Here is a 26729-nt window from a genome sequence, read left to right as displayed (position 1 = left end):
TCCATGGCGTGGTTCGGCCCGGCGACGAAGCCGTCAAGCGACATCGTGAAGTGCCAGAGCACCTTGCCGGCCGCGGTCTGCGGCTCGGGGTCAAGTGACGTTTCCATGCACGTTGAGACCGCTGCGCGCGACGAAACTCATCGGCGTGGCCGCACGGCGTCGACGGCGGAGAGCCCACCTCCGGTCGAGGGCTGTGGCATGGCGTACCGCCCGGGTGGCCTCACCGAACCGCCCCGTGCCGCCGCGACGATCCAGACCCACAATCGAGTGCTCGTTCGCTGGCCACCGCGTTCAGGGAGGCGTTCCAGAAGGCGGCGTAGCGGCCGTCGCGGCGCAGCAGTTCGTCGTGGTCGCCCTCCTCCACGATCCGGCCGTCGTCGACGAAGACGATGCGATCGGCGCGTCGGACGGTTCGCATGCGATGCGCGACCATCACCACGGTCCGGCCCGTCATCAGGCGTGCGATTCCCTCGTGGACGGCGGCCTCGTTCACCGGGTCCAGCGCGGAGGTCACCTCGTCCAGCAGCACGACGGGCGCGTTCTTCAGCAGGGCCCGCGCGATCGAGACCCGCTGGCGTTCGCCGCCCGAGAGCAGCGCGCCGCCCTCGCCGACCCTGGCCGCCCAGCCGCCGGGCAGGCGCTCGATCACGTCGTCCAGTCGGGCGGCGGTCGCGGCCGCCCGTACCTCGGCCTCGTCGGCGTCGGGGCGGCCGAGGCGCACGTTCTCCTCGAGCGTCCCGTCGAAGAGGTAGGAGTCCTGGAAGACGATGGCGATCCGGGACATCAGCGCCTCGGTGCTGATGTCCCGGACGTCCACCCCGCCGACGCGCACCGCGCCCGTGTCCACGTCGTAGAAGCGCGCGAGCAGGTGCAGCAACGTGCTCTTGCCGGCCCCCGACGGTCCGACGACGGCGAGGCGCTGGCCTTCCGGCACGGACAGCGACAGATTGTCGATCACCGCGTGGCCGCCGTGCCGGAAGACAACGGAGTCGAACTCCAGACCATGGCCCGCGGGCTGGACGGGTTCCCTGGCCTCCGGCAGCGGTTCGGCGCGCAACACCGCGTCGAGCCGGGCCAGCTCGGACCGCGCGCCGCGGAGCTTGCCCGCGATGTCGGTCAGCGACAGCAACGGGTCCGCGCCGCGGGCGGCCAGCACCAGGATCGCCAGCAGCTCGGCCGCGCCGATGTTCCCGCCGAGCGCGAGGTAGGTGCCCAGCACCAGCAGCCCGGTGAACACCACCTGCACGGTGAGCGCCAGGCCCAGCACGCCGGGCAGCGCCGACACGGTGCCGCGGCGGGACGCGCGCTGGAGCTCCGACAGCGAGTCGTCGAGCAACCGGAACCGCTCGGCGGTCCGGCCGCCCGCGCGCAGCACCGGCTGCGCCTGGAGGAACTCGATGACCCGGCCGGTGGCTTCGTGATCGCGTTCGGCGCGCTCCGTGTCGTGGATCGCCATCGAGCGCCCCGTCCAGGACTGGATCGCGGCCACGACCGGCACCGCGATCAGCGCGGCGAGCCCCATCTGCCAGTTGAGGGCGAGCATCACGACGACGATCGTCAGCGGGGTGACGCAGGCCGAGACGTACGGCGCCAGCAGATGCGCGATCACACTCATCGACTGCAGCACGCCCTGGCTGGCCAGGACGGACACCTCGCCGACGCGCCGGGCGGTGTACCACCCGATGGGCAGGCGGGCCAGATGATCGCCGATCCGGTGATACATCCCGTGCAGCAGCGTGGTTCCGGCGCGGAAACCGGACAGGTCGCTGCTGTAGCGCAGCACCGCGTAGCACGCGACCGCGGCCCCGAACGCGGCCAGCCACGGCCAGGCATCGCCCGGCGTGTCCCCGAACAGCGCCCGCAGCACCGGAACCAGCAACGCGTAGGACAGGCCCTCGGCGATCGCGGTCGTCGTCATCAGCGCCACGGTGCGTCGCACCGGCCGGGCGTACTCGTGCCCCAGCACGCGCAGCAGCGTTCGAATCACCGGGATTCTCCGATCTCGTCGCCGATCGCCGTACGGTGGGTTCGCCAGAACGCCGCGAACCTGCCGTTCCGGGTCAGCAGTTCGGCGGGCCCGCCGCGTTCGACGACGGATCCGTTCTCCAGCAGCACGACGGTGTCGGCGTCGGCGACCGTCTCGAGGCGGTGCGCGATGACCAGAATCGTCCGGTCCGCCCGCAGCGTCGCCAGGGCTCGGCGCACCGCCTGTTCGGTGTGCGGATCGGCGAACGCGGTCGCCTCGTCGAGCACCAGAACGGGCGTGTCCGCGAGCAGCGCGCGGGCGATCGAGATCCGTTGCGCCTCGCCGCCGGACAGTCCGGCTTCCTCCAGGAGCACGGTGTCGTATCCGCGCGGCAGCTCGAGGATCCGGTCATGGATGTTCGCCAGCCGGGCGGCGTGCACCACGGCGTCGCGGTCGGCACGCGGCACCGCCAGCGCGATGTTGTCCGCGACCGATGCCCGCAGCAGGGCGGTGTCCTGGAAGACGAAGGAGACCGTCCGGTAGAGCTCCCGGCTGCCCAGGTCGCGCAGATCGACGCCGCCGAGGAGGACCGAGCCGTGGGTCGGGTCGAAGAACCGCGGCAACAGCTGTACCAGCGTGGACTTCCCGCTTCCCGACGGTCCGACGATCGCGGTGACCGTCCCCGGTTCGAGCACCAGGTCGATCCCGCGCAGCACCTCGTGTTCGGCCTCGTAGCCGAACCGAACGTCCCGTAGCTCCACCCGGTGGCCCCGTGGCGCGACCGGCTCCGTGGGCTCGGGCAGGGGCCGCACGTCGAGCACGTCCCGGATCCGGCCGACGGCGCGCCGGGCGGCCTGCATCTCGTCGAAGCCGTGACCGAGGGCCGCCACCGGAGCGGTCAGGCCCAGTCCGAGCAGCAGGAAGGGCAGCAGGTCGGCTGGGGCCATGCCGCCGTTCGTGATCAGAGTCGTACCTCCGATCAGCACGACCAGCAGCACGAACGGCGGCGACAGGGCGAGCTGCATTCCCGCGGCGGGCCCGGACATGCCGCGCACCCACCGGTTGAAGGTGCCGACGAAGTCGTCCACGGCGGTGCGGAACCTGTGGTGGGCGCGTTCCCCTCCGCCGAACGCCTTGACCACCGAGATGCCCTGGACGAACTCGACGACCGAACTCGAGATCCGTCCCATGGCCCCGTCGAACGCCTCCTGCTCGCGCAGCCGGGCCGGGGTCATCATCAGCGGGACCACGGCCACCGCCAGCACCACCGGGATCAGCGTGATCAGGGTGAGCCGCCAGTCGACGGTGCAGAGGTAGACCAGCGACACCAGGGGCACCACGAACGCCGAGACGAGCTCGCCGGGGGTGTGGGCGATGAACGGGTGCACCGCGCTCACGTCCTCGCCGACCACCTTGGCAAGCTCGCCGGTCCGGCGCCGGGAGAACCAGCCGATCGGCACGTTGCCCAGCCGCGCCGCCAGTGCCCGGCGGAACGACAGCTGCACCCGGTCGTCGACCAGATGCCCGAGTCCGGCCGACGCGGCCGTGCACAGCAGCCGGACGAAAAGGCCGGCCGCGCCCGCGATCACGACGGTCCACACGTGATCGTGCTCGACCGGGCCGGGCGACAGCAGCGTCCGGCCCAGTTCGATGACCGCCACCAGCGGAGCCAGACCCGCGACAGCGCCGATCACCTGCAGGATCACCACGGCGGCGAAGCTCCGTCGGTGGGGACGCAGCAGCCCGGTCAGGCGCTGTCCCGCCGGAGCGTCGGGAGCGTCGGCTTCTGGTGGTGGGGGTGTGGACCGCTCCTCTGTCTGAGCACGTGCGGTGGCGCTCATCTCTCTCCCGTCGTCGTCATCTCGTCGCGAACCAACCCGGCGGGTGAGCCGCGTATCTGCTGCCTGACCTGGGGCGACAGGGCGCGAGCGGTGCGCCGGGCGCCCGCTGACGGGCTGCTCGGCACGTTCATGCTCGCATGTTGCACGCAGTGCGTGCAACACCAAGTGCATGGGCTAGGCTGAACCCGACGAGAGGGGTGGAATGGCAGGCAGACGACGCTGGTCGACCGAGGAGATCCTGGACGCGGCGGCGGAACTGCTGCGCACGGACGACCCGGACTCGTTCAGCGTGCGCAAGCTCGCGGCGGTGCTCGGCACCGATTCCTCCAGCCTCTACCGGCACTTCCGCAGCAAGACCGAACTGCTGCGCGCGGTCGCCGACCGGGTCCTGCTGGCCGCCATGGACGGCTACCGCCCCGAGGGCGACTGGAAGCAGCGCATCACGTCCCTGGCCCTGCGCATGCGGGAGGCCTTCGGCCAGCACCCCCAGCTCGCCTCGGTCTGGGGACGCCACGCCTCGGGCGGCACCGGTTCCCGGCTGGCCATGGAAGAGGTGCTGCAGGCCCTGCGCGCGTCGGGGCTGCCCGAGGAGGAGATCCCGGTGCGGTACCACCGGATCGCGGTCCTCATCGTCGCGTTGATCGCCTCCGAGGCCGGCTTCGGCACCGTCGCCCCCACAGAGCACGAACACGGCATGGAGCTGTTCCGCGTGGCGGTACTGGGCGCCGACCCCGAACGCTTCCCCGCCCTGGCCCACTTCGCCCGCGACGTCCGCCCCCTCGGGGAGGACCGCCGCGCCGCGTTCGAGGAGATCCTCGCCGCCCAACTCGCCCACATCGAGACTGCGGTCCGCCCGGGCTAGCTGCTCTCCCGGGGGTGGGCTCCGGGGCAGCCCGCCTGGTCGCGGGCCGTCCGCCGGTGGCAGCATCGTGGGATGCCCCTGCCCCCCTCCCTCCAGATCGGCCCGTACACCGTCATCGCGCTCGCCGACGGCGCGGGCCCCTTCTTCTCTCCCCGGGCGGAGGCGTTCCCCGGCGCCACCACCGAGCAGTGGGCGGCGGCCGACCGGCTCGATCCCGGCGCGCTCGACGGCGACGGGCGCTGGTGGCTCCGGTTCCGCGCGTTCGCGATCCGCGGCGACCAGGGCGTGACGCTGGTCGACGCGGGAATCGGCCCGGTCGACAGCCCGGCGGCCTCGTGGGCGCCCGTGCCCGGGGTGCTCCCGGATTCGCTGGCCGCCGCGGGGATCGATCCCTCCGACGTGGACACCGTGGTGCTCACGCACCTCCACACCGACCATGTGGGCTGGGCCGTCGTCGGCGAGCGGACGCGGCCGTTCTTCCCGAACGCCGAGTACCTGTTGCAGCGGGCCGAACTCGACGCGATCGAGGAGGTCAATCCGCGGCTGCGGTCCGCGCTGATCGACCCGCTCCGGAAGGCCGATCAGCTCCGGCTGCTCGACGGCGACACCCCGCTGCGCGGCGGCGAGCGCGTGTGCGCCACGCCGGGCCACACGCCCGGGCACCAGAGCGTGCTCGTCGGGTTCGGGCGCGAACGGGTCGCCGTCACCGGTGACCTGCTCGTGCACGCGATCCAGCTGCTGCACCCCGAACTCGCCTACGCCCACGAGATGGACCCCGAGCAGGCCAGGGCCTCAAGGGAACGGGTGCTCCGCAGCCGGGCCGCCAGCACCCTCCACCTCGCGACCCCGCACCTGACCGAGCCGTTCATCGCCCGCTGACCCGCCCGGCGGAGCCGCCTCAGGTGGTGAGGAGGGCGACCAGCCGGCTGGCCGGTTCCGTGGGGGTGGCCGGGTGGAGGAGTTCGGTGCGGTGGACCAGGCGGGGTTCGCCGACGCGGACGGCCGCTCCGGGGAGGGTGGTGGCGAGGGGGAGCGGGAGAGCGACGAGGCCGTGGCCCGCGGCGGCGAGCGCGGCGAGGCCGTGCACGTCGGTGCCGCGGTGGCGGATCCGGGGGAGGAAGCCGTCGGTCCGGCAGACGGCGCGCAGCCGGTCGAGGGGGACGGCGGCGTCCGGGGCGTCGATCCACCGGGCCTGCGCCAGATCGGTCAGCCGCACGGAGCGGCGCCGGGCCAGCGGATGGTCGTCGGGGAAGAGCACGGCCAGCGGCTCCTCGCCGGCGGCGAGGGGGACGGCGGGACCGAGGTCGGGGAGCGGCAGCGGATCGCTGGGCGCGGCGACGCCGTCCACCAGGGCGGCGTCGGCGCGCCCGGTGAGCACCTGCCCGATGACCGCGTCCCGGCCCAGCACCCGCACCTCCAGGTCCAGGATGGGGGAGGCCCCGCGCAGCCGGGAGAGGGCGCCGGCGACGGCGGGGCCGCAGGCGAGCGGTGAGCAGGCCAGGGTCAGCCGGCTGGCGTCGGTGTGGCGGATCCGGGCGACGTCGGCGCGGGCCGCGTCCAGGCGCAGCAGCAGGGCGGGGGCGTGCTCCAGCAGCCGGGCGCCGGCCGGAGTGGGAGCGACGGGGCGGCGCTCGACCAGCCGGGCGCCCAGGTCGGCCTCCAGCGCGGCGATGTGCTGGGAGACGGCGGACTGGGTGTAGCCGAGGGCCACGGCGGCGCCGGAGAACGAGCGGTGGTCGAGAACCGCGACGAAGGTGCGCAGCAGATGCGGGTCCATGGCGGCCAGTCTCCATCAGCGTTCCTGATGCGGGATCGCGGAATCATCGTTGGACCTGATGCGGGCTCCGGCGGGAGCATGAGGCCATGAACCAGGCACGCATCGCACTGGTCGGGGACCGCTCCGACGCCGTCCGTTCGCACACCCGGGTCCCCGGCCTGCTGGCGGCCCTCCGCGCACGCGAAGGGCTCGACCTGGACGCCTACTGGATCCCCTCCCCGGAGGCCGACCAGGACCTGGACGGCTTCGACGCGGTCTGGGTGCTGCCCGGCAGCCCGTACCGCAGCGAGGCCGGGGTGCTGGCGGCGATCCGCGCGGCCCGCGAGGGCGGCATCCCGTTCCTCGGCACCTGCGGCGGCTTCCAGCACACGCTGCTGGAGTTCGCCCGCAACGTCTGCGGCATGGCGCGCGCCGGCCACACCGAGAACGACCCGGGGATCGCCGACGAGGACGCCCTGGTCGTTCCGCTGGGCTGTTCCCTGGTCGGCCACGAGGGCACGGTCACGGTCGCCCCCGGCTCACGGGCCGCCGAACTGCTCGGCGTCGAGCGGGTGCCGGCGCGCTACCACTGCGGCTACGGCCCCAGTCCCGATCATCTCGACGCGCTGCGCGCCCACGGCCTGGAGTTCACCGGAGTCGACGAGTCGGGCGCGGTCCGCATCGCCGAACTCCCCGGCCACCCGTTCTTCCTCGGCACCCTCTTCCAGCCCGAGCTGGACGGCGACGGCACCCGGGCGCACCCGTTGATCACCGGCCTCGCCACGGCCGCCGTCGAGCACGCCCGCGCCCGCGTGGGAGTTGGCGACACGCGCTAGCTCTCGACGACGCCGCCGGCGGCGTCGGGGCCGGGCGTCGTGCGGGCCTCGTGGCGCAGCTCGACGGCCAGCGAGGCCAGGCAGAGCAAGCCGCCGGCCACCAGCACCAGCGGCAGCAGCATCCACACGAAGAGCCCGCACATCCCGCAGGCGAACGCCAGCAGCACCGAGCCGGCCGGATCGCGCCAGGCCCGCTCCGCGGTGGCGCGGAGCAGCTCGGCGCCGCCGGACGCGCCGGCACGCCAGCCGGCGGCGGTGCGGAGCAGCAGCACCGCCCAGGCCACCAGCAGCAGCGCCGAGACGGTGACCACGCCGCCGGCGCCGGGCATGACCCCGGCCTGGCCCAGCGACAGGTTCCACAGCAGCACCAGCGCCACGCCCGTGAGCCCGAGCGCGAGCCGCCACAGACCGCGGCACGCGGCTCCGAAGTCCCGCATCAGGTCGGCCACCCGGACGCTGTCGCCGGTGAGATGCCGCCGCAGGTGCGCGGTGCCGGCCGCCACCGCGGGCAGCGCGGTGACGACCGGCAGCGACAGCACGGCGACCAACACGCCGGTGATCAGGACCTCGCCGAACAGGGCGAAGCCGCTCGTCCAGCGCCTGCCGGTCATCGTCCGCCGCCTTTCGCCGTGCGTGCCCCGCTAGCCGCGGAGCCCCTGGGTCGACACGCCCTCGACGATATAGCGCTGGAAGAGGGCGAAGAAAAGGATCACCGGCACCAGCGCCAGCATCGCCGCCGCCATCTGCGCGCCGTAGTCGGAGACGCTGGTCTGGTCCGCGTACTGCCGCAGCATCAGCGGCAGCGTGTACTTCTCCGGACTCCGCAGGTAGATCAGCGGCGCCAGGAAGTCGTTCCAGCTCCAGATGAACGCGAAGATCGACGCGGTCGCCAGCACCGGACGCATCAGCGGCAGCATGATCGACCAGTAGATCCGCGGGTGTCCCGCGCCGTCGATGCGCGCCGACTCGTCCAGCTCCCGCGGCACCGTCCGCATGAACTGCACCATCAGGAAGACGAAGAACGCGTCCGTGGCCAGGAACTTGCCGATCAGCAGCGGCATGTACGAGTCGACCCAGCCGAACTCGTTGAACAGGATGAACTGCGGGATGATCACCACGTGGAACGGCAGCAGCAGCGTGCCGATCATGATGGCGAAGAAGAGGTTCTTGCCGGGGAAGTCGATCCGGGCGAACGCGTACGCCGCCACGGAGCACGACAGGCAGATGCCGATCACCGAACCGGCGCCGAGGTACACGGAGTTCATGAAGAACGTCCAGAACGAGACCCCGCCGATGCCGTCGAACGCGGTGCGGAAGTTGTCCAGCGTCGTGTTGTCGGGAATCAGCCCGGTCTCGCCGATGATCTCGTTCGTCGGCCGGAAGGACGACAGCAGCATCCACGCGCCCGGGTAGAGCATGACCACCAGCAGCCCCCAGACCGCGAGGTGGAACACCAGGGTCCGGCCCGCGCGCCGCCGCAGGTGCCCGGAGGACCCCCGGGCGGGGGAGTCCGCGGTGGACGGCCGTTTCGTCAACGTCGAGGTCGTCATCGCGACTCCCCTGCGTAGAACACCCAGTAGCGCGAGGTGCGGAAGAAGATCAGCGTGAGCACGCCCACCGCGATGACCAGCAGCCAGGCCATGGCCGCGGCGTAGCCGAGCTGGCCGCGCGGGCCGAAGCCGCTCTCGTAGAGGTACAGCGTGTAGAACAGCGTGGAGTTCGCCGGCCCGCCGGTGCCCCGGGAGATGATGAAGGCCGAGGCGAACACCTGGAACGAGTGGATGGTCTCCAGCACCAGGTTGAAGAACAGCACGGGCGACAGCATCGGCAGCGTGATCTGCCGGAACCGGCGCCACGCGCCCGCGCCGTCCACCTGCGCCGCCTCGTACAGCTCGTTGGGTATCTGCTTCAGACCGGCCAGGAAGATCACCATCGGCGCGCCGAACTGCCAGACCGCCAGCAGGATCATCATCGGCATGGTGAGATCGGGGTTGCCGATCCAGCCGCCGGCCTCCATGCCGAAGGTCTGGCCGATGCCGTCGACGATGCCCTCGTCGTTGAACATCGCCCGCCAGACGATGGCGATGGAGACGCTGGCGCCGATCAGCGAGGGCGCGTAGAACAGCGAGCGGTAGCTGCCCTGGCCGCGGCGCCGGTTGTTCAGCAGCATGGCGACGCCGAGGGCGGCGGCCAGCTTGATCGGGGTCCCGATGATCGCGTACTTGAGGGTGACCTCGACGGACTCCAGGTAGCGGGAGTCGTCGAAGAGTTTCTCGAAGTTCTCCAGGCCGATCCAGGACCCGCCGCGGATCGGGTGGTAGTCGGTGAAGGCCAGGTAGGCGGAGGCCACCATCGGGCCCGCGGTCAGCGCGATGAAGCCCAGCAGCCAGGGGGCGAGGAAGGCGTAGCCGGCCCGGGTCTCGGTCGCCCGCCGCGACGGCCGCCGGGGCGGCCGTCGCGGGGGTTTGCCGGTCTCCGAAGCCCGGTGCGCCTCATGGGTGACAGACACGAGGAGCTTTCCGTTCGGTATGCGGTGAGCGCCGGTCAGGCAACGGTGCCGGCAGGGGTCACTGGACGACGATGTTGGTCTCCAGCGAGTCGAACAACCGGGAGGCGAACTCCTCGGCGTCGATCTGCTGGTAGGAGAACTCGTCCGCGAGCACCGTGACGTACTCGCCCTCCACGGCGCCGAAGCCCTGCGCGGGGGTCGGCACCGGCTCGGTCACGTAGCCCTCGTCGCGCACCCGCGCCTCGTACTCGATGACCTTCTCGTCGTAGCTGCCCTCCTCGACCTCCAGGGCGTCGAGACGCTCCTGCGAGGCCGGCACGCCCAGGTCGGTGCCGAGGATCTGGCCGGCCTCGGTGTCGTTGACCAGGAAGTCGACCAGCTGGGCGGCCTCCTCGGGGTGCTCGGTGTTGGCGCCCATCGAGAGCAGCATGCTGGGCTTGAAGAACATGTGCTTCTCACCGTCGGAGCCGGTGGGTGGCGGCATCAGCTCGACGTTCTCGCTGCCCAGCTCGGTGCCCCAGTTGGTGATGAAGTTGTCCCAGGTCATGTCCGCGGGGGACTCGCCCGAGCCGAAGACGGAGGCCGGGTCCAGCTGGTCGACGCGCTCGGCCGGCACCATGCCGTCGAACCGCAGGTCCTCGGTCAGGCTGAGGAAGTCGATCAGGTCCTGCTCCGTGAAGTTCCACTGGCCGTTCTCGGCGAACGGCTCGATGCCCTCCTGGACCAGGTACTGCATGAACGTCCACCACACCATGGTGTAGTCGCCGCCGCCGTAGACCTGCGGGTCGTGGTCGGCGCCGGCGGCCGCCACCTCGGCGAGGAAGTCGTTGAACTCGTCCCAGGTGTAGTCCCAGTCGGGAGCCTCCACGCCGAGCTCGTCCAGCAGGTCCGGGTTGATGAGCAGCGCCCAGGTGTTGGTGGAGAGGGGGATGCCCACCTGCTGGTCGTTCACCGTGCCGGCGTCGAGCAGTTGCTCGTCGATGGTGGAGGTGTCGAGCTGCTGACCCGCGTATTCGCCCATGTCGTAGAGCAGGCCGTTGTTTCCGTATTCCTGGATGTAGGACAAATCCATCTGGAACACGTCGGGAAGGCTCTGGCCCGTGGCATCCGTGCTCCGCTGGGTCCAGTAGTCATTGAATTCCGCGAAGCTGGTCTGGACCTTGATATTGGGGTGTGCGGCCTCGAAGAGGTCGATGGCCTCCTCGTATCGGGACGCACGCTCATCGGCCCCCCACCAGGTGAAGTTCAGGGTGACGTCGCCGCCTTCACCACCGCCGTCGTCGGAGCCGCAGGCGGTAAGGCCAAGCGAGCCGAGAACGGCCACCGCGAGACCGCATATCGCGGTCCTCCTGATTGACATAAGAGCCTCCCTGCTCTGTCAATGCGCAACGGCACTTCATGAGCGGTGTCAGCGGATTCACAGCCCTCGCGACACCCGAAGTGAATCGTTACAATACCGTCGGCCTCGGGCAGGGCAACCTGGCGGCCGATAACTTTTCGGAAACGCTAAAGTGATCTGTTGGACGTGTGGCAAGTAACTGACACGTCGGTCATGTTGGATGCGCCGCGGGTGTGCGGTTCGCTGCTTGGTGGCGGGGGTGTTGCCGAGGTGAATCGATTCATTTCGTAGCCGTCCGTGTGCCGACGGTGCCCGGGTGGGGCGGGGCGGAGGGGTTCGCCGCCACGGGTGGCAAGCGCTTTCTGAGATGGGGGGAGTCTGACAACGGCGACTCCGCCGCGTCAAGCCCTTCCGGCGGGGAACAACGGAGGGCGGGTGGTGTGGATCTTCGCGGTCGAAGATCCACACCACCCGCCCTGGTTCCCGCGCGGCGCACGGCACCGGTCAGGCCCGTGATGTCGGGTTCGGTGCGTCGTGAGGCGGCGGGTGGCCGCGCGCGACCGTCGTGTGGAAGGCCCGGGCGCCCCGCTGTTGGGGGCTGTTGGGCGCCCGGGCCGGCTCGGGGCGCGGAGCCCGTGCCGCCCCACGCGGCGGCGCGGACTCCGCGCTGTGACCCGCTCGCCGGGGGCGGGCGGTCTGGATGGGCGGCCTACGGCACGGCGGCGCCGATGCCCTCGACGTGGCCGGCCAGCGGCACGTCGAGCGAGGCGACGTCGGTGGCGACCAGGCGCGCCATCTCGATGGCGCCGTACTCCTGGAAGTGCGTGTTGTCCTGGGTGCCGTCCGGGCGGTTCGGATACTCGCCCGGATCGGTCCACAGGAACACGTCCTTGGCGGCCTCGGGGCCGATCGCGTCCAGATAGGCGCGGCTGGAGGCGGAGAGGTCCACCAGCGGCACGTCCTCCTGCGCGGCCACCTCGACGGCCTTGTCGACGTACTCGGGGAAGGAGACGTTGAACTTCCCCGTCGCCGGGTCGTAGTCGCGTCGCGAGACGGGCGTGACGATCACGGGGATGGCGCCGCGGTCGCGCGCCCCCGCGATGTAGTCGTTGCGCAGGAACTCCTGGTAGTCCTCGGGCGGGGTGTAGCGCTCGGGCTTGTCCCAGCTGGCGTCGTTGTGGCCGAACTGCACGAAGAGGTAGTCGCCCGGCTGGATCTCGTTGAGGATCGTGTCCAGCCGTCCCTCCTCGATGAACGACCGGGAACTCCGGCCGCCGATCGCGTGGTTGGCGACCGTCACCGTGTCGTCGAAGAAGCGGTCGAGCATCTGTCCCCAGCCCGCCTGGGGTGCGTAGGAGGCGTTGTAGGTCTGCGCGGTGGAGTCGCTGGCGATGTAGACGGTCGGGCCGTCCGAGGCCCCCGCGTCGCCGGACGTCGCCAGTCCCACGGTGGTCGCCGCGACGAGGGTGGTGAGCCCGGCCGCCACGGCTCTGAAGGTGCCTCTCATCCGTCACTCCCGTCTCTGATCGGGATTCGCGGGTCGAGTAGACCGTGAATCGATTCATTTAACGCCTCAAGTCGCGTACATGGCAAGCGCTTTCCACGAATGAGATGTGGCGGGGTCGGGTGAGTGTTGCGGATGCGGTTCCCGTGCGGCGGGCCCGTTGCACGGGTGTGTGGGGTGTCCGGGTGGCGTCGACCCGCCGACGGACGTCCGGGCGGGCGTCGTCAGCCGGTTCCCGACTCGTGTTCGCGGGGGTCGCCCGGCGCGGGTCGGTTTGCCGCCGGGCCCGAGCCCGGGCTCGAACTCGGGTGGGGCGGAGCGCTGGGCCGTGCGGCGGTCAGCGGTCGTGGCGGGCATGGCCCGGGGCGCGCCCCGGGGGAACGGGTCTCGGACGGTGTCGTCACGCGGTGTGCGGGTGCGCTACGCGGTCGTGTGGCGGAGGGCCGTGGTTGCCGTGGTGGGTTGTCGCGGTTGCCGCACGTCGCGCCGTCCCGAAGGGCGGGACTGGGCGACCGTCGTCATGCGGTGCCTCGCGGCTGCGGCACGGGTCGGTTTGCCGCCGGGCCCGAGCCCGGGCTCGGGCGGGTGGAGCGCTGCGCCGCGGGGTGGCGGGTCGTGGTGGCCGCAGCCCGGGGTGCGGCCTTCCGAGGTGAGGGTGCGGCGCAGTGCCTCGTCGTTCGTCCAGCGGGGCATCAGCACGGCTACTGCTGGGGGATGGCGGCGACCAGACGGATGTGGTGGGGGTCGTCGCTGGTGGGGAGGTGAGCAGGGTCCTTCGGGGCAGGCGGAGGGTCAGTGCGGCGCTGGCGCGCCGTTCAGGTGGGCGGTGGGGTGGGCGGGGTCAGAGGCCGAGCTTTGCCTGGCGGAGTTTGGCCACGGCGTTCTCGTCGCCCGTCACCTCGACCCGTGCCGCGGCCTGGCGGCCGGAGACGAACATCAGCAGCTCGCCCGGCTCGCCGGTGACGGTGACCACCGGCGTGCCCCGGTGGGCCACCGCGGTCTGGTCGTTCGGCCGTCGCAGCACCAGGCCCACCGGGCTGCGGCGACCCATCAGCCGGGCGCCCCGCTCGAGGCGCCGCCACAGCGCGTCCGCGAAGACCTGGTCCACCTCCCGGGGCGTCCAGTCCGGCTGGGCGCGGCGCACGTCCTCGGCGTGGATGAAGAACTCGACGGTGTTCGCCGCCTCGTCGACCTGCTTCAGCGCGTACGGCGAGACCCGGGGCGGGCCGGTCCTGATGAGCTGCACCAGCTCCTCGTAGGGCCGGGCGGCGAACTCGCCCTGCACCCTTTCGAGGCGGGGCGCCAGCCGCTTGATGAGCATGCCGCCCGCGGCGTCCGCCCGGCGCTCCCGCACCACCGCGTGCGCGGCCAGGTCGCGCGTCGTCCAGCCCTCGCAGAGGGTGGGCGCCTCGGGCCCCACGCTCTCCAGCAGATCCGCGAACAGCAGCCGTTCCCGCTTGGCATGGGTAGACATGCCCCCACCCTACGGCGCGGCCCTCGGAAACGCGGCCGTCCGGACGACGAGCCGGTGCCGCGGGGCGGCAGAATGGGGTCATGTCCCCGGCATCTCCACAGCCCGCCGACGCCGCCCGCCTGGATCCGGCGATCGCGGCGCGGCTCAAGCGCACCCCCGACGGCCTGGTCGCCGCCATCGCCCAGCAGTACGACACCGGCGAGGTGCTGATGCTCGGCTGGATGGACGACGAGGCGTTGCGCCGCACCCTCACCTCGGGGCGCTGCACCTATTACAGCCGCAGCCGCCGCGCGTACTGGGCCAAGGGCGACACCTCGGGGCACGTGCAGTACGTCAAGTCCGTCGCACTGGATTGCGACGGTGACGCGGTGCTGGTCAAGGTTGACCAGGTGGGCGCGGCCTGCCACACCGGCGACCGCACCTGCTTCGACTCCGGCGCGTTGCCGCTCGGCGACTAAGCTGCTGCGGCATGACGAGCGTGACGAACGCCACTCCCGGCGCCGGCGACGCCGAGGTCAGCCTCGACCGTTTCCGGGTGCTGGCCAAGGACCGCCGGGTGATACCGGTCACCCGGCGCCTGCTCGCGGACGGTGACACCCCGGTCGGGCTGTACCGGAAGCTGGCCGGCGAACGACCTGGCACCTTCCTGCTGGAGTCCGCGGAGAACGGCAGGACCTGGTCCCGGTACTCGTTCGTCGGCGTGCGCAGCGCGGCGACCCTCACCGTCCGCGACGGGCGGGCGCACTGGCTGGGCGATCCGCCGGTCTCGGTGCCGACCGAGGGCGAGCCGCTGGACGTGCTCCGCGAGACCCTCCAGGCCCTGCACACCCCGCGTGATCCGCGGCTGCCCCCGTTCACCGGCGGCATGGTCGGCTATCTCGGCTACGACGTCGTGCGCCGGCTGGAGTCGATCGGCGACAGCGCCAGGGACGCCCTGGGGCTGCCGGAGCTGACCATGCTCCTCGCGTCCGACCTGGCGGTCCTCGACCACCGCGACGGCACGGTGCTGCTGATCGCCAACGCGATCAACCACAACGACCTGGACACCGGGGTGGACGAGGCGTACGCCGACGCCGTGGCGCGGCTGGACGCGATGGCCGCGGACCTGGTCCGCCCGGTGCCCGCCGGCGCGGTGCCGTTGCCGCCCTCGGAACTGCCGCCGTACACCGCGGAGTGGGGCGGTCCCGCCTTCCAGGAGGCGGTGGAGACGGTGAAGGAGCACATCCGCGCGGGTGACGCGTTCCAGGTCGTTCCCTCGCAGCGCTTCGAGACCCCGTGCGCCGCCAGCGCGCTCGACGTCTACCGGGTGCTGCGGGCCACCAACCCCAGCCCGTACATGTACCTCTTCCGGTTCGCGGGGCAGGACGGCGCCCCGGGGTTCGACGTGGTCGGCTCCAGCCCGGAGGCGCTGGTCAAGGTCGAGAACGGCCGGGCCATGCTGCACCCGATCGCCGGCACCCGGCCGCGCGGCGCCACCCCGGCCGAGGACGCGGCGCTCGGGGAGGAGCTGCTGGCCGACCCGAAGGAGCGCGCCGAGCACCTGATGCTGGTCGACCTGGGCCGCAACGACCTGGGCCGGGTCAGCGAGCCGGGCACGGTGGAGGTCGTGGACTTCATGTCCGTCGAGCGCTACAGCCACGTGATGCACATCGTCTCCACCGTCACCGGGCGGCTGGCGGCGGGGCACACCGCGTTCGACGCGCTGACCGCCTGTTTCCCGGCCGGCACGCTCTCGGGGGCGCCCAAACCGCGGGCCATGCAGATCATCGAGCGCCTGGAGCCGACCAGGCGCGGCCTGTACGGCGGTTGCGTCGGGTACCTGGACTTCGCGGGCGACGCGGACACCGCGATCGCCATCCGTACGGCGCTGGTGCGGGACGGCACGGCCTACGTGCAGGCGGGCGCGGGCGTGGTCGCGGACTCGGATCCGATCGCCGAGGACACCGAGTGCCGGAACAAGGCGGCGGCGGTCCTCAGGGCGGTGGCGGCGGCTTCCCGACTGCGCGGTAGCGTTGAAGGGTGAATCGTGACCCCGCCGAGGACGACAGCCAGGACGGCCAGCGCGCGACCCGTCGCGCCCTGGCGCTGGCGCTGTTGTGCGGCGCGGCCGGCGCGACGGTGGTGCTGATCGCCTCGGGCCAGACCTGGGGTGAGGCCGAGGCGGCGATGGGCGGCGTGGAGCTGCCGGTGACCGCGAGCGGCGGCGACGTGTCGGGACTGTCCAGCGCGCTGGCGCTGGTCGGCCTGGCCTCGCTGGTCGCGGTGTTCGCGGTGCGGCGCACCGGGCGGATGGTCGTCGCGTCCGTGCTGGCGCTCAGCGGCGCCGGCGCGGTGGGCGCGGCGCTGCTGGGCTCGGGCGACACGGAGGCCCTGGAGTCCCGGGCGGCCGAGGCGATGGGCCTGACCGAGGCGTCGGTCACCAGCGTCAGCCACACGGGCTGGCCGTGGGCGTCCGCGGTGGGCGGCCTGCTGCTGCTGTGCGCCGGGCTGCTGGCGCTGAGCTACGGGCGGCACTGGCCCGCGATGTCCGGACGGTACGAGCGCGCCGGGACCCGCCGGGTCTCCCGCCGCCCGGACCCGGACCGCCCCGAGGACATGTGGCGGGCGCTCGACCGCGGCGAGGATCCGACGACCTGAGCGAATGCCTTGCCGGCGGCGTTGGCCCGTGGTGGCGCCGTGCGCGGTGGCCCTGACCACCGCTCGGCGGCCGCGCCCGCGGCAGCATGTGAGCAACGCCACGGTCGGCGCGTTCGCCGTCGACGGCGGCGGCCGGTCGACCTGCGTCCGGTGAGGGCTGGCCGGGGGAGCGCGGCGGACGGCTCGTGCCGGGGCAGCGGGGCATGACCGCGTACCGCCCGTCTGGACCCGGGGGACCTTGGGGACCTGGGGACCGAACCGTGGTCGGCGCCTGTCAGAATCGTTCACGGACGCGCGGCGCGGCATCGAAACGCGACCGGCCCGCGACCACGGATCGCCAGACACGAGGAGCACGCACAATGGCGGGCAACTACCACCACGGAAATTCCCCGGCCGCCTGGACGGGCGTCGTCATCATCATCATCGGTTTCTGCGTCGGCGGACTCTTCACGGTGCGGGCCGAGCTGCTGGGCGTGGCGGCGAGCTGCGGCATCGTCGCCCTGGGCGTCATCGTCGGCCTCGTCATGCGCGCCATGGGTCTCGGGCAGGAGCCGGCCGCTCCGGCCCGGCCCGCGGCCCGGGCCGGGGCCGAGCCCACCGTCGTGGCGGTCCAGGCCGAGGAGGGCGCCCCGGTGGCCCCGGCCACCTCCGCACCGGCGGAGGCCACCGCCGGCTGACCACGGGTCGCCTCCCGGGCGCGGTCGGCACGCCGCGTCCACCGTCTCCCGCGCCCCGTCCACCCTGCGGTCCGAGCGCGCCGCGACCGGCCGGCTCGCCGGCCGGTCGGCGTCCTCCGCTCGGCCACCCGGCGTAGCCCGCGCGGTGCCGCCGCCCGTTCGGTTGCGGCGCTCCGGCGTGCTGGGGAGGCTGGCCGGGTGCGCACACCCCGGGACACGCCCCCGCGCTCCCTCGCGGCGCGGACGGCCGCGCCGCTGGTCGCGTTGGGCGCGGGAGCGGCGGCGCTCGGCTACGTCGGCGCGGTCGATCCGAACCGGCCGGGACGGTACCCGGCCTGCCCGGTGGCCGCGCTCACCGGGCTGTCCTGTCCCGGCTGCGGCGGGCTGCGCAGCGCTCACGCCCTGGCGCACGGGGACCTGGCCGCCGCGCTCGGGGCGAACGCGCTGGCCGTCGCCGTGCTGGCCGCGCTCACCGTGGCGTTGCTCACGTGGCTGCTGCGGGCCGCGCGCGGACGGCCCGGCGCACCGCCCCGCCCGCGCCGGTGGTCGACCGTCGGGCGGCCGACGGGCCGCGCCGCGGTCCTCGCGGCGTCCCTGCTCGTCGCGGCGTTCACCCTGGTCAGGAACCTGCCGCCGGGCGCCGCGCTGGCACCCTGACCAGCCGTCGGGACGCCGCCGTCCCGGTGGGTGGGCAGGTGCGAACCTCTGCCTACCGACCTATACCATCGGTGTGTCTGTCCCCGTCGCCTTCGTCCCCGGGCGCATCGACCGGGTCGCCGGCAGGCACCTCGACACGGAAAGGGGCCGCTCGCGTGAGTGTGCTCGACGAGCTCATCGAAGGAGTCCGCGCTGACCTCGCCGAACGGCAGGCGCGCGTCAGCCTCGACGACCTCAAGGAGACCGTCGCGCGAACCCCGGCGGCCAGGGACGGAGTAGCCGCGCTCAAGGGCGAGGGCGTCGCCGTCATCTGCGAGGTCAAGCGGTCGAGCCCGTCGAAGGGCGCGCTGGCCGCGATCGCGGACCCGGCCGGACTGGCCGCCGACTACGAGGCGGGCGGCGCCGCGGCGATCTCGGTGCTGACCGAGGGCCGCCGTTTCGGCGGATCGCTCGCCGACCTGGCCGCCGTCCGCGCCAGGGTCGACGTGCCCGTGCTGCGCAAGGACTTCATCGTCAGCTCCTACCAGCTCTGGGAAGCCAGGGCGCACGGCGCGGACCTCGTCCTGCTGATCGTCGCGGCGCTGCCGCAGTCGGCCCTGGTGTCGCTGGTCGAGCGGGCCGTGTCGATCGGCCTCACGCCACTCGTCGAGGTGCACGACGAGGACGAGGCGGTCCGCGCCCTGGACGCCGGGGCGAAGATCATCGGGGTGAACGCCCGGGACCTGCGGACGCTCGAGGTGGACCGGGACACGTTCGCCCGGGTCGCGCCCACCATCCCCGACGACGTGGTGAAGATCGCCGAGTCCGGGGTGCGCGGGCCGCACGACCTGATCGCGTACGCCAACGAGGGGGCCGACGCGGTGCTGGTGGGCGAGTCCCTGGTGACCGGCCGCGACCCGCGCGCCGCCGTGGCCGACCTGGTCGCCGCCGGCGCTCACCCCGCGCTGCGGCAGGGCCGCTGATCGCGATGCACGGGCCACGCGCGAGCCGGGCGGACGGGGCGGCGAACCCGCCCCGCCGGACGCCCGCGCGCGCCCGCGGCCACCTCTCGTTGGCCCCCCGCGGCGCCGCGGGGCTCGCGGTCACCGCCGCCGCCCGCCCCGGGGACCGGTTCTCCGGACTCGCGCGGGGCGCCGGGCCGCGCGGCTGCCGGGCGCCCGCCCGTCGGATACTCGGCCGGCGCGTGCGCTACCACATCGGCTGCGAGCCCGGGCAGACCAGGGGACGGCGATGGCGCTAGCGCGTGTGCGCGCCCGCGTGCGCACCCCGGGGCACCGCCCGGCCGTCGTGCCGGGCCGGTCCGAGGCCGGGGCGCCGTCGTCGCGTGGCGCCGCGCGCCGCCGGGCCTGACCGGGCACCGCGCCCGCCACCGGGTCCGCGTCGTCGTCCGTCGGCGCCCGCCCGTCTTCCTTTTCGCGTTCTTTTCGCGTTCCCGTCGAAATCCGTTCTGCTGCTGCCCCGGAGGGCTCAGTCATGTCCGATGAACGTTTCTTCCATCCCGACCCCGAGGGGTCGGTGCCGAACGCCGGAGGGTACTTCGGCGCCTACGGCGGCACCTTCGTCCCGGAGGCCCTGCGGGCCGCCGTCGAGGAGGTCGCCGCCGAGTACGAGAAGGCCAAGGCCGATCCGGCCTTCGCCGCCGAGCTGGAGGAGTTGCTCGTCAACTACACCGGCCGGCCCAGCCCGCTGACCGAGGTACCGAGGTTCGCCGAACACGCCGGTGGAGCCCGGGTCTTCCTCAAGCGGGAGGACCTCAACCACACCGGCTCCCACAAGATCAACAACGTGCTGGGCCAGGCCCTGTTGACCCGCCGGATGGGCAAGCCCCGGGTCATCGCGGAGACCGGCGCGGGCCAGCACGGCGTGGCCACCGCCACCGCCTGCGCGCTGTTCGGCCTGGAGTGCACCATCTACATGGGCGAGGTCGACACCCAGCGGCAGGCGCTGAACGTCGCGCGGATGCGGATGCTGGGCGCCGAGGTGATCCCGGTGACCTCCGGCAGCCGCACCCTGAAGGACGCGATCAACGAGGCGTTCCGCGACTGGGTGGCCAACGTGGACCGCACCCACTACCTGTTCGGCACCGTCGCCGGGCCGCACCCGTTCCCCGCCCTGGTGCGCGACCTGCAGCGGGTGGTCGGCGTGGAGGCCAGGCGGCAGATCAGGGAGCGCGCCGGCCGGCTGCCGGACGCCGCCGTCGCCTGCGTCGGCGGCGGGTCCAACGCCATCGGGCTGTTCCACGCGTTCCTGCCGGACCAGGAGGTCGGGCTGGTGGGCTGCGAGGCCGCCGGGCGTGGCCTGACGTCCGGCGAGCACGCCGCCACCCTCACCGCCGGCGAGCCGGGCATCCTGCACGGCTCGCGCAGCTACGTGCTGCAGGACGAGGAGGGCCAGATCACCGAGCCGTACTCGATCTCGGCCGGCCTGGACTACCCGGGCATCGGTCCCGAACACGCGTACCTGAAGGACACCGAACGGGTCAGCTACCGGCCCGTCACCGACGAGGCGGCGATGCTGGCGCTGCGGCTGCTGTCCCGCACCGAGGGCATCATCCCGGCCATCGAGAGCGCGCACGCGCTGGCCGGTGCCCTCGACGTGGGCCGCGAACTGGGCCGCGAGGGGCTGGTGCTGGTCAGCCTGTCCGGGCGCGGCGACAAGGACATGGACACCGCCGCCCGCTACTTCGGGCTGTACGACGCGGAGCGGGGCGGGCACGGCGAGCGCGGCAAGGGAGAGGCGCGATGAGCGACACCACGAGCGGCAGTACCACCGGCACCCGTACCGGCGCGGAGGCGCTGGGCGCCGCGCTCGCGGCGACCCGCGAGGCCGGCCGGGCCGCCCTCATCGGCTACTTCCCCGCCGGCTTCCCCACGGTGGACGGCGGCATCCGGCTGGCCACCGCCATGGTCGAGGGCGGCTGCGACGTCCTGGAGATCGGGCTGCCGCACAGCGACCCGGTCCTGGACGGCCCGGTCATCCAGACCGCCGACGACATCGCGCTGCGCGGCGGCGTCCGGATCGCCGGCGTGCTGCGCACCATCCGCGAGGTGCACGCCGCCACCGGCGTCCCGGTGCTCTGCATGACCTACTGGAACCCGGTGGACCGGTACGGCCCCGAGCGGTTCGCCGCCGAGCTCGCCGCCGCGGGCGGCGCCGGCTGCATCCTGCCCGACCTGCCGGTGGAGGAGTCGGAGGCCTGGCGGAAGGCGGCCGAACAGCACGGCCTGGCCACGGTCTTCGTGGTCGCCCCGAGCAGCCGGGACGACCGGCTCGCCACCATCACCGCGGCCGGCAGCGGCTTCGTCTACGCGGCCTCGCTGATGGGCGTCACCGGCACCCGGGAGTCGGTCAGCCGGGAGGCCGCCGACCTGGTGCGCCGCACCCGGGCCACCACCCGGCTGCCCGTGTGCGTCGGGCTCGGCGTGTCCAACGCGAGGCAGGCGGCCGAGGTCGCGGCGTTCGCCGACGGCGTGATCGTCGGCTCCGCGTTCGTCAGCCGGGTGCTGGACAACGCCGACGACGAGGCGGCGGCGCTGCGCGCGGTGCGGGAGCTGGCCGGCGAGCTGGCGCGCGGCACCACCAGGACCGGAGGCCCGGACGGGGCGGCCGGTTCCGACGCCGCCTGACCAGTCGTCCACCGCGGTCGGGACGCGGGACGGGCCCGCCGGCCCGCGTTCCGACCGCCCCCCGGCGCCGTATAGGGTCGTGGCCCATGTGGAGCCAGGGTGACGCGGCGGACTCGGGGGACGACGCAGGGCGAGCAGACCCACGCTGGGAGCCCCCCACGGCCGTGGAACGGGACCTCTACGACGCCGGGCTGCGCGAGGACTGGGCCGGGTACTTCGCGGTGCTGGCCGCCACCGACCTGTTCCTGCCGCAGTCGCGCGAGCTGTCCGACGCGCTGCCCGACCGCATCCGTTTCAGCCCGTTCCGCGACCCGCGCTTCGAGGGCCTGTCGCTCGCCGTCTTCACCCGCGGCATGGTGCCGGCCCCGAACGGCGGCCAGGTCTTCGAGCGGGCCGAGCTGGCCTCGCTCGCCAGGGGATGGTCCGGCACCATCCGCTGGCTCGCGGTCAACCCCGGCACCCCGGTGGAGACGTTCCTGCCCGCCGACCCCAAGCGCTGGAAGCGGTACGCCAAGCGGGCGGAGCCGGAACCGCGGCTGAAGTCGCTGTGGACGGGGCCCCGGCACGACGCCCTGGCGCACGGCATGGCCTGCGGCGCGCTGCTGCTCGTCAACAACGGCGAGATATGGAACCACCTGGGCTGGCAGTACGGCGGCTACACCGAGGAGAAGACCCGGCTGCGGCAGTGGTGGGACATCGCCAGCCGGGAGCAGTGGCAGCGCGCGCAGGAGAGCCTGCTGCACGGCGAACTGACCTCTCCGGTGTGGGAGTTCGTGCTGCGGGTGCGGCAGGCGCTGATCCAGGAGTACCGCACCACGCCCGGCGCGGCGCAGTGGCGGGAGACCGCCGAACGGGTGCTGCTGTCCCGGACCGCCGAACTGGTCGACCAGACGGGACGGCCGCCCGAGTTCGACCTGGACGCCGACATCGCCCTGGTGCAGGGCCTGATCGGCCGGATGCTGCGCTACGAGGCGCGGTTCCGCGCCGACGGCATCCTCGACGACGACGCCTGCGTCCGTTCCGTGCTGGCCTGGGACTTCGGCCGCGCCTCGTGCATGGCCCGCTGGGGGCTCGGCGCCCGCTTCTGCGACGTCTCCGAGACCGAGCGGGCGCTGCTGCGCGCCGGCGAGGCCAGCCGTCAGGTGTACGCCTCCTGGGGCGACTTCGCCGTCGGCTTCATCCTCGGCCGCTGTCTGCACTTCGACAGCGAGGAGTTCGGCGAGTGGTACACGGACATGGTGACCGTCTACCGCATCCTCACCACCGACCCGGAGAGCCCCTGGCTGAGCGTTCCCTGGAAGGTCGACTGGGAACGTCCGGAGCGGGACCGCGAGCACCGCTGACCGCTGACCGCTGACCGCTGACCGCTTGCCGCTTGCCGCGGCGAGTTGGCCACGTGCCGCGCGGGCACGGGGGAATCGTTCGACCCATGCGCCGCCCGCGACGTCGGCGCTCCCCACCGGGCCGGCGTCGCGATCGCCCGGCGGGGCCGTCCGCCCGACGCCGCCGGTGACCGCCCCCCGCGCCCCGGACGGCGGTCGGCCGCACCGTGACCTTACGGAACGCTGACGTATCGCCCGCGGCGCGCCGTTGGACGGCGGCGCGTGGCTAGCGTGGCCGGCATGCGCGTACTGGTCACCGGAGGAGCCGGGTTCATCGGCTCGCACGTCGTGGAGGAACTGCTCGCCCTCGGCCGGGAGCCGGTGGTGCTGGACACCAGGGGCCCCGACCCCGACGCCGTGCCGCCGCCGGTGGCATGGGTGCGGGGCGACGTGCGCGATCCGGCCGACCTGGTGCGGGCGCTGGCCGGGGCGGACGCGGTCTGCCACCAGGCCGCGATGGTCGGCCTCGGCCGGGACTTCGCCGACGCGCCGGCCTATGTGGAGGTCAACGACCTCGGCACCGCGCGGCTGCTGGCCGCCATGGCGGAGGCCGGGGTGCGACGCCTGGTGCTGGCCGGGTCGATGGTGGTCTACGGCGAGGGCCGGTACGACTGCGCCCGGCACGGCCGGGTGCGGCCCGGGCCGCGGCGGCCCGCGGACCTGGCGGCCGGCCGGTTCGAGCCGCCGTGCCCGGAGTGCGGCGCGCCGTTGGCGCCCGGCGAGGTCGGCGAGGACGCCCCGACCGACCCGCGCAACGTCTACGCCACCACCAAGCTCGCCCAGGAACACCTCGCCGCGGCCTGGGCCCGGGCCACCGGCGGCCGGGCGATCAGCCTGCGCTACCACAACGTCTACGGCGACCGGATGCCGCGCGACACCCCGTACGCCGGGGTCGCCTCGTTCTTCCGCTCCGCGCTGGAGCGCGGCGAGCGCCCGCGGGTCTTCGAGGACGGCGCCCAACGGCGCGACTTCGTGCACGTGGCGGACATCGCGGCGGCCAACGCGGCGGCGCTCGACGCGCTCGCGTCCGGCGACGCGTGCCGGGACGGCGAGCTGCGCGCGTACAACGCGGGCAGCGACGAACCGCACACGGTGGGCGAGATGGCCCGCACGTTGGCCGAGGCGTTCGGCGGCCCCGAGCCCGAGGTGACCGGCGAGTACCGGTTGGGCGACGTGCGGCACATCACCGCCTCCTCGGCCCGGCTGCGGGCCGAGCTCGGCTGGCGGCCCCGGGTGCCCTTCGCCGAGGGCGTGGCCCGCTTCGCCACGGCCCCGCTGCGCGCCGTCTGACCGGGCCGCCCGGGTGCTCGTGGGGCCCCGCCGCCCGGCCGTGGGTGGGGCGCGGGCGGCGGGGCGGGTCCGGTCCGCCGCCGAGCTCAGTCGACGAGCGCGTTCTTGTAGAAGATGTTGCAGCGCCGGTCGCCCGTCTCGCCCGAGGCGAAGCCCAGGAAGAGCCGCGTCTCGCCGGCCACCGTCCGGTACAGCGCCATGCCCTCCGGCTCGCGGTGGGTCAGCGTGGAACCGGCTCCCGTCAGGAAGCTCTCGACGAGCCGGCCGCCGTCGTTGAGGTCCACGCTGTGCACCGTGGAGTTGCCGTCGGGGTTGTCGTCGCTGTAGGCGTCCCCGGTCAGCAGATAGGCGTACTGGCCGTACAGCGTGTATCCCTGGAAGGTGCCGAGCCCGGTCGGCAGCGCCACGTCCACCAGCTTGTTCCCGTAGTCACCGGAGGCGACGTCGGCGACCTCGAAGACGGCCATCCGGAAGCCGCCGTCGGTGGCGTCGTAGCGGATCGCCATCCGGTTGTTGACGGTGTCGATCGCGCAGGTCATGGCGTCGGCGGACACCGGCGTGTGCTTGGCCAGGGCCGAGGAGGTGCGGTCCAGCGTGCTGCCGCTGCTCCAACGGAAGCGGGCGAGTCGCACGCCGCGGCCCTCCGTGTTCGTGTCGGTCTCGGTCCACAGGTAGGTGTCGCCGCCGACCGGCTGCGCCGCGAAGGACACGCCGTGGCCGAACCCGGTGAGGTACATGTAGCCCAGCTCGTTGCCCGAGAAGTCGAGCTCGGTGACGCAGAGGTCCCCGTCCTCGGTGGCGGTGCTGTTGCGGACCTGCGCGACGAAGAGCCGGCGGTTGACGTTGTCGAAGCAGAAGGACTGCTGCACCGTGTCGTTGTGCAGCGGCTTGTGGCGGAACAGGTCGTAGGAGGGCTCGCTCAGCACGAAGCGCTGCGAGGTCGGCAGGGCGGCCGCGGCCCGGTCCGCGCCGTAGCCCACCGCCAACGCCGCTCCCGCGGCCAGCCCGCCGCCCGCCCGCAGCACTCCGCGGCGGCTCATCCGTCGTTGCGCGCGCTCTTCTGACACGAAGCCTCCCAGTGTGGATCGTCCCGGTGCCCGAGCACGGACCAACTGATGATGCATGCAACGAGGTTGGCGCGACAGGGCGCGTCGCGTGGGGAGGCTGTGACGGCCGCGTCGAAGACGGGCACTGGGAGGCCGCGGTGAGGCTCAGCCGGCGGCCGGCAGGATCACCTCGAACCGACAGCCTCCCGGCACGTTGCGCACCCCGGTGCGGCCCTCGTGCGCCTCGACGATGCCGCGCACGATGGCCAGGCCGAGCCCCGCGCCGGCCGGCGGGGTACGGGCGTCGCTGCCGCGCCAGCCCGTGTCGAACACCCGGGGCAGGTCGCCGTCCGGGATGCCGCCGCAGCCGTCCGTCACCGACAGCACCACCGAGTCGGCGCGGCGGCTGGCGGCCACGGCCACGGTGCCGTCGGTCGGCGTGTGGCGGATGGCGTTGACCAGCAGGTTGGCCAGCACCCGGCTCATCTCCTTGCCGTCCACCTCGACGGGCACCGGCTCGACCCCGCGGTCGGCCAGCAGCACGCCGCGCTCCCTGGCCAGCGGGTCCACGCCGGCGATGGCGTCGCTGACCAGGTCGTAGGCGGAGACCCGGGTGGGGGCGAGGGCCAGCGAACCGGCCTGGATGCGGGAGAGCTCGAAAAGGTCGCCGACCATCCCGCTGAGCCGCTCCACCTCGCCGCGGATCTGCCGGTGGTACCGGTCGGGATCCTCCGCGATGCCGTCCTCCAGCGCCTCCGCCATGGCGCGCAGCCCGGCCAGCGGCGAGCGCAGGTCGTGCGAGATCCAGGCGACCAGCTCCCGGCGCGAGGACTCCAGGGCGCGCTCGCGTTCCCTGGAGGCGGTCAGCCGCTCGCTGGTCTCGGCCAGCTGACGGGCCAGCGAGGCGAGTTCGGCGGGCATCGGCGCGGTGGGCGGCAGGAACGCGCCCGGCGCACCGGCCCCGCCGGGCCGCGCGCCGTCGCGCTCGGCCATCGCGCGGGCGGCGCGCTCCAGCGCCCGGTGCGCGCCGATCACCCAGCGGCCGAGCAGCAGCGCCGTGAGGGTCGCGCCGAGCGCTCCGACCAGGCCGACCGTGACGACCACCGCGAGGTCGTGCGCGGACAGGAACATCGCCCAGGCCACCGACAGCGTGCCGGCGAGCATCGCGCCGACCGTGACGGCGATCAGCACGGCCAGCGACACCGCCACCGAGCGCCGGCGCACGCTGACCAGCACCAGCGCGCCCAACGCGCCGACGACGGCCGCGCCGACCGCCGCGTACAGCGCGATCAGCGGCAGTTCGCCGAGCAGTTCACGGAATCCCACC

25 protein-coding genes are annotated in these 26729 nt (G+C 73.4%); 14 read left to right on the top strand and 11 right to left on the bottom strand.

All coding sequences use genetic code 11. The annotated features are described in order from the left end of the window. Positions 1-220 precede the first annotated feature (220 nt). Together ABGB06_RS20595 and ABGB06_RS20590 are read right to left on the bottom strand one after the other, a co-directional pair. Entirely contained in the window at positions 221-1987 is a 1767-nt protein-coding gene (locus ABGB06_RS20595; protein ID WP_347591461.1) for an ABC transporter ATP-binding protein, read from the bottom strand. Then, on the bottom strand, positions 1984-3807 hold the full coding sequence (locus ABGB06_RS20590) for an ABC transporter ATP-binding protein (RefSeq protein WP_347591459.1): 1824 nt from the start codon (positions 3805-3807) through the stop codon (positions 1984-1986). The genes ABGB06_RS20595 and ABGB06_RS20590 overlap by 4 nt, the downstream gene beginning before the upstream one ends. 202 nt (positions 3808-4009) lie before the next feature. Here ABGB06_RS20590 and ABGB06_RS20585 point away from each other — a divergent pair, with 202 nt between their 5' ends. Both ABGB06_RS20585 and ABGB06_RS20580 read left to right on the top strand, forming a co-directional pair. Then, complete coding sequence (locus ABGB06_RS20585) at positions 4010-4669, top strand: TetR/AcrR family transcriptional regulator (protein ID WP_347591457.1); 660 nt, start codon at positions 4010-4012, stop codon at positions 4667-4669. A gap of 72 nt (positions 4670-4741) precedes the next feature. Beyond that, positions 4742-5548: an MBL fold metallo-hydrolase gene (locus tag ABGB06_RS20580; protein ID WP_347591455.1), complete on the top strand. Its 807-nt coding sequence runs from the start codon at positions 4742-4744 to the stop codon at positions 5546-5548. A gap of 19 nt (positions 5549-5567) precedes the next feature. Here ABGB06_RS20580 and ABGB06_RS20575 read toward each other — a convergent pair whose 3' ends face one another. After that, positions 5568-6446, bottom strand: a complete 879-nt coding sequence (locus ABGB06_RS20575; RefSeq protein ID WP_347591453.1) for a LysR family transcriptional regulator — start codon at positions 6444-6446, stop codon at positions 5568-5570. 86 nt (positions 6447-6532) lie between these two features. On the opposite strand from ABGB06_RS20575, the gene ABGB06_RS20570 reads away from it, so the two are divergent. After that, a complete protein-coding gene (locus tag ABGB06_RS20570; protein WP_347591451.1) occupies positions 6533-7261 on the top strand; it encodes a hypothetical protein in 729 nt (242 codons plus the stop codon). On the opposite strand, the gene ABGB06_RS20565 is transcribed toward ABGB06_RS20570, so the two are convergent. The 6 genes from ABGB06_RS20565 to ABGB06_RS20540 all read right to left on the bottom strand — a co-directional run bounded on the left by ABGB06_RS20565 (position 7258) and on the right by ABGB06_RS20540 (position 14087). After that, positions 7258-7872: a hypothetical protein gene (locus ABGB06_RS20565; RefSeq protein WP_347591449.1), complete on the bottom strand. Its 615-nt coding sequence runs from the start codon at positions 7870-7872 to the stop codon at positions 7258-7260. The two genes, ABGB06_RS20570 and ABGB06_RS20565, sit on opposite strands and share 4 nt — an antisense overlap. A gap of 30 nt (positions 7873-7902) precedes the next feature. Then, positions 7903-8811 carry a carbohydrate ABC transporter permease gene (locus tag ABGB06_RS20560; RefSeq protein WP_347591447.1) on the bottom strand — a complete coding sequence of 303 codons (909 nt, stop codon included), beginning with the start codon at positions 8809-8811 and terminating at the stop codon, positions 7903-7905. Then, on the bottom strand, positions 8808-9770 hold the full coding sequence (locus ABGB06_RS20555; protein ID WP_347591445.1) for a sugar ABC transporter permease: 963 nt from the start codon (positions 9768-9770) through the stop codon (positions 8808-8810). Before ABGB06_RS20555 ends, ABGB06_RS20560 begins: the two co-directional genes overlap by 4 nt. Positions 9771-9828: 58 nt before the next feature. Beyond that, positions 9829-11130, bottom strand: a complete 1302-nt coding sequence (locus tag ABGB06_RS20550) for an extracellular solute-binding protein (RefSeq protein WP_347591443.1) — start codon at positions 11128-11130, stop codon at positions 9829-9831. A gap of 688 nt (positions 11131-11818) precedes the next feature. Further along, positions 11819-12616: a rhamnogalacturonan acetylesterase gene (locus tag ABGB06_RS20545; protein ID WP_347591441.1), complete on the bottom strand. Its 798-nt coding sequence runs from the start codon at positions 12614-12616 to the stop codon at positions 11819-11821. A gap of 838 nt (positions 12617-13454) precedes the next feature. Further along, positions 13455-14087 (bottom strand): TIGR03085 family metal-binding protein, encoded by a 633-nt coding sequence (locus ABGB06_RS20540; RefSeq protein ID WP_347591439.1) that lies wholly within the window; start codon positions 14085-14087, stop codon positions 13455-13457. Between the two features lie 80 nt (positions 14088-14167). On the opposite strand from ABGB06_RS20540, the gene hisI reads away from it, so the two are divergent. The 11 genes from hisI (at position 14168) to ABGB06_RS20485 (ending at position 24356) form a co-directional block, all read left to right on the top strand. After that, positions 14168-14545 (top strand): phosphoribosyl-AMP cyclohydrolase, encoded by a 378-nt coding sequence (hisI, locus tag ABGB06_RS20535; protein WP_347591437.1) that lies wholly within the window; start codon positions 14168-14170, stop codon positions 14543-14545. A gap of 11 nt (positions 14546-14556) precedes the next feature. Then, positions 14557-16110, top strand: a complete 1554-nt coding sequence (locus tag ABGB06_RS20530) for an anthranilate synthase component I (protein ID WP_347591435.1) — start codon at positions 14557-14559, stop codon at positions 16108-16110. Continuing rightward, on the top strand, positions 16107-16724 hold the full coding sequence (locus ABGB06_RS20525; protein ID WP_347591433.1) for a TIGR02234 family membrane protein: 618 nt from the start codon (positions 16107-16109) through the stop codon (positions 16722-16724). Before ABGB06_RS20530 ends, ABGB06_RS20525 begins: the two co-directional genes overlap by 4 nt. A 359-nt stretch (positions 16725-17083) precedes the next feature. Beyond that, complete coding sequence (locus ABGB06_RS20520; RefSeq protein ID WP_347591431.1) at positions 17084-17401, top strand: HGxxPAAW family protein; 318 nt, start codon at positions 17084-17086, stop codon at positions 17399-17401. 255 nt (positions 17402-17656) lie between these two features. After that, positions 17657-18058 carry a DUF2752 domain-containing protein gene (locus tag ABGB06_RS20515; RefSeq protein WP_347591622.1) on the top strand — a complete coding sequence of 134 codons (402 nt, stop codon included), beginning with the start codon at positions 17657-17659 and terminating at the stop codon, positions 18056-18058. A gap of 155 nt (positions 18059-18213) precedes the next feature. Further along, positions 18214-19020: an indole-3-glycerol phosphate synthase TrpC gene (gene trpC / locus ABGB06_RS20510; protein ID WP_347591429.1), complete on the top strand. Its 807-nt coding sequence runs from the start codon at positions 18214-18216 to the stop codon at positions 19018-19020. Between the two features lie 5 nt (positions 19021-19025). Continuing rightward, the gene (locus tag ABGB06_RS20505) at positions 19026-19298 is read left to right on the top strand and encodes a hypothetical protein (RefSeq protein WP_347591427.1); all 273 of its coding nucleotides are present in this window, start codon (positions 19026-19028) and stop codon (positions 19296-19298) included. A 233-nt stretch (positions 19299-19531) separates the two neighbouring features. Next, a complete protein-coding gene (trpB, locus tag ABGB06_RS20500; RefSeq protein WP_347591425.1) occupies positions 19532-20803 on the top strand; it encodes a tryptophan synthase subunit beta in 1272 nt (423 codons plus the stop codon). Continuing rightward, positions 20800-21684, top strand: a complete 885-nt coding sequence (gene trpA, locus ABGB06_RS20495) for a tryptophan synthase subunit alpha (RefSeq protein ID WP_347591423.1) — start codon at positions 20800-20802, stop codon at positions 21682-21684. Before trpB ends, trpA begins: the two co-directional genes overlap by 4 nt. Before the next feature lie 164 nt (positions 21685-21848). Continuing rightward, positions 21849-23027 carry a DUF1266 domain-containing protein gene (locus ABGB06_RS20490; RefSeq protein ID WP_347591421.1) on the top strand — a complete coding sequence of 393 codons (1179 nt, stop codon included), beginning with the start codon at positions 21849-21851 and terminating at the stop codon, positions 23025-23027. Positions 23028-23306: 279 nt separating this feature from the next. Continuing rightward, positions 23307-24356: an NAD-dependent epimerase/dehydratase family protein gene (locus ABGB06_RS20485; RefSeq protein WP_347591419.1), complete on the top strand. Its 1050-nt coding sequence runs from the start codon at positions 23307-23309 to the stop codon at positions 24354-24356. An 86-nt stretch (positions 24357-24442) separates the two neighbouring features. Here ABGB06_RS20485 and ABGB06_RS20480 read toward each other — a convergent pair whose 3' ends face one another. Both ABGB06_RS20480 and ABGB06_RS20475 read right to left on the bottom strand, forming a co-directional pair. Further along, positions 24443-25423 carry a teichoic acid biosynthesis protein C gene (locus tag ABGB06_RS20480; protein WP_347591417.1) on the bottom strand — a complete coding sequence of 327 codons (981 nt, stop codon included), beginning with the start codon at positions 25421-25423 and terminating at the stop codon, positions 24443-24445. A 144-nt stretch (positions 25424-25567) separates the two neighbouring features. After that, complete coding sequence (locus ABGB06_RS20475; RefSeq protein WP_347591415.1) at positions 25568-26728, bottom strand: HAMP domain-containing sensor histidine kinase; 1161 nt, start codon at positions 26726-26728, stop codon at positions 25568-25570. Position 26729 lies beyond the last annotated feature (1 nt).

The sequence above is a fragment of the Streptomyces sp. B6B3 genome (assembly GCF_039871525.1).
Lineage (GTDB): Bacteria > Actinomycetota > Actinomycetes > Streptomycetales > Streptomycetaceae > Streptomyces.
This window is presented reverse-complemented; position numbering and strand designations above follow the sequence as displayed.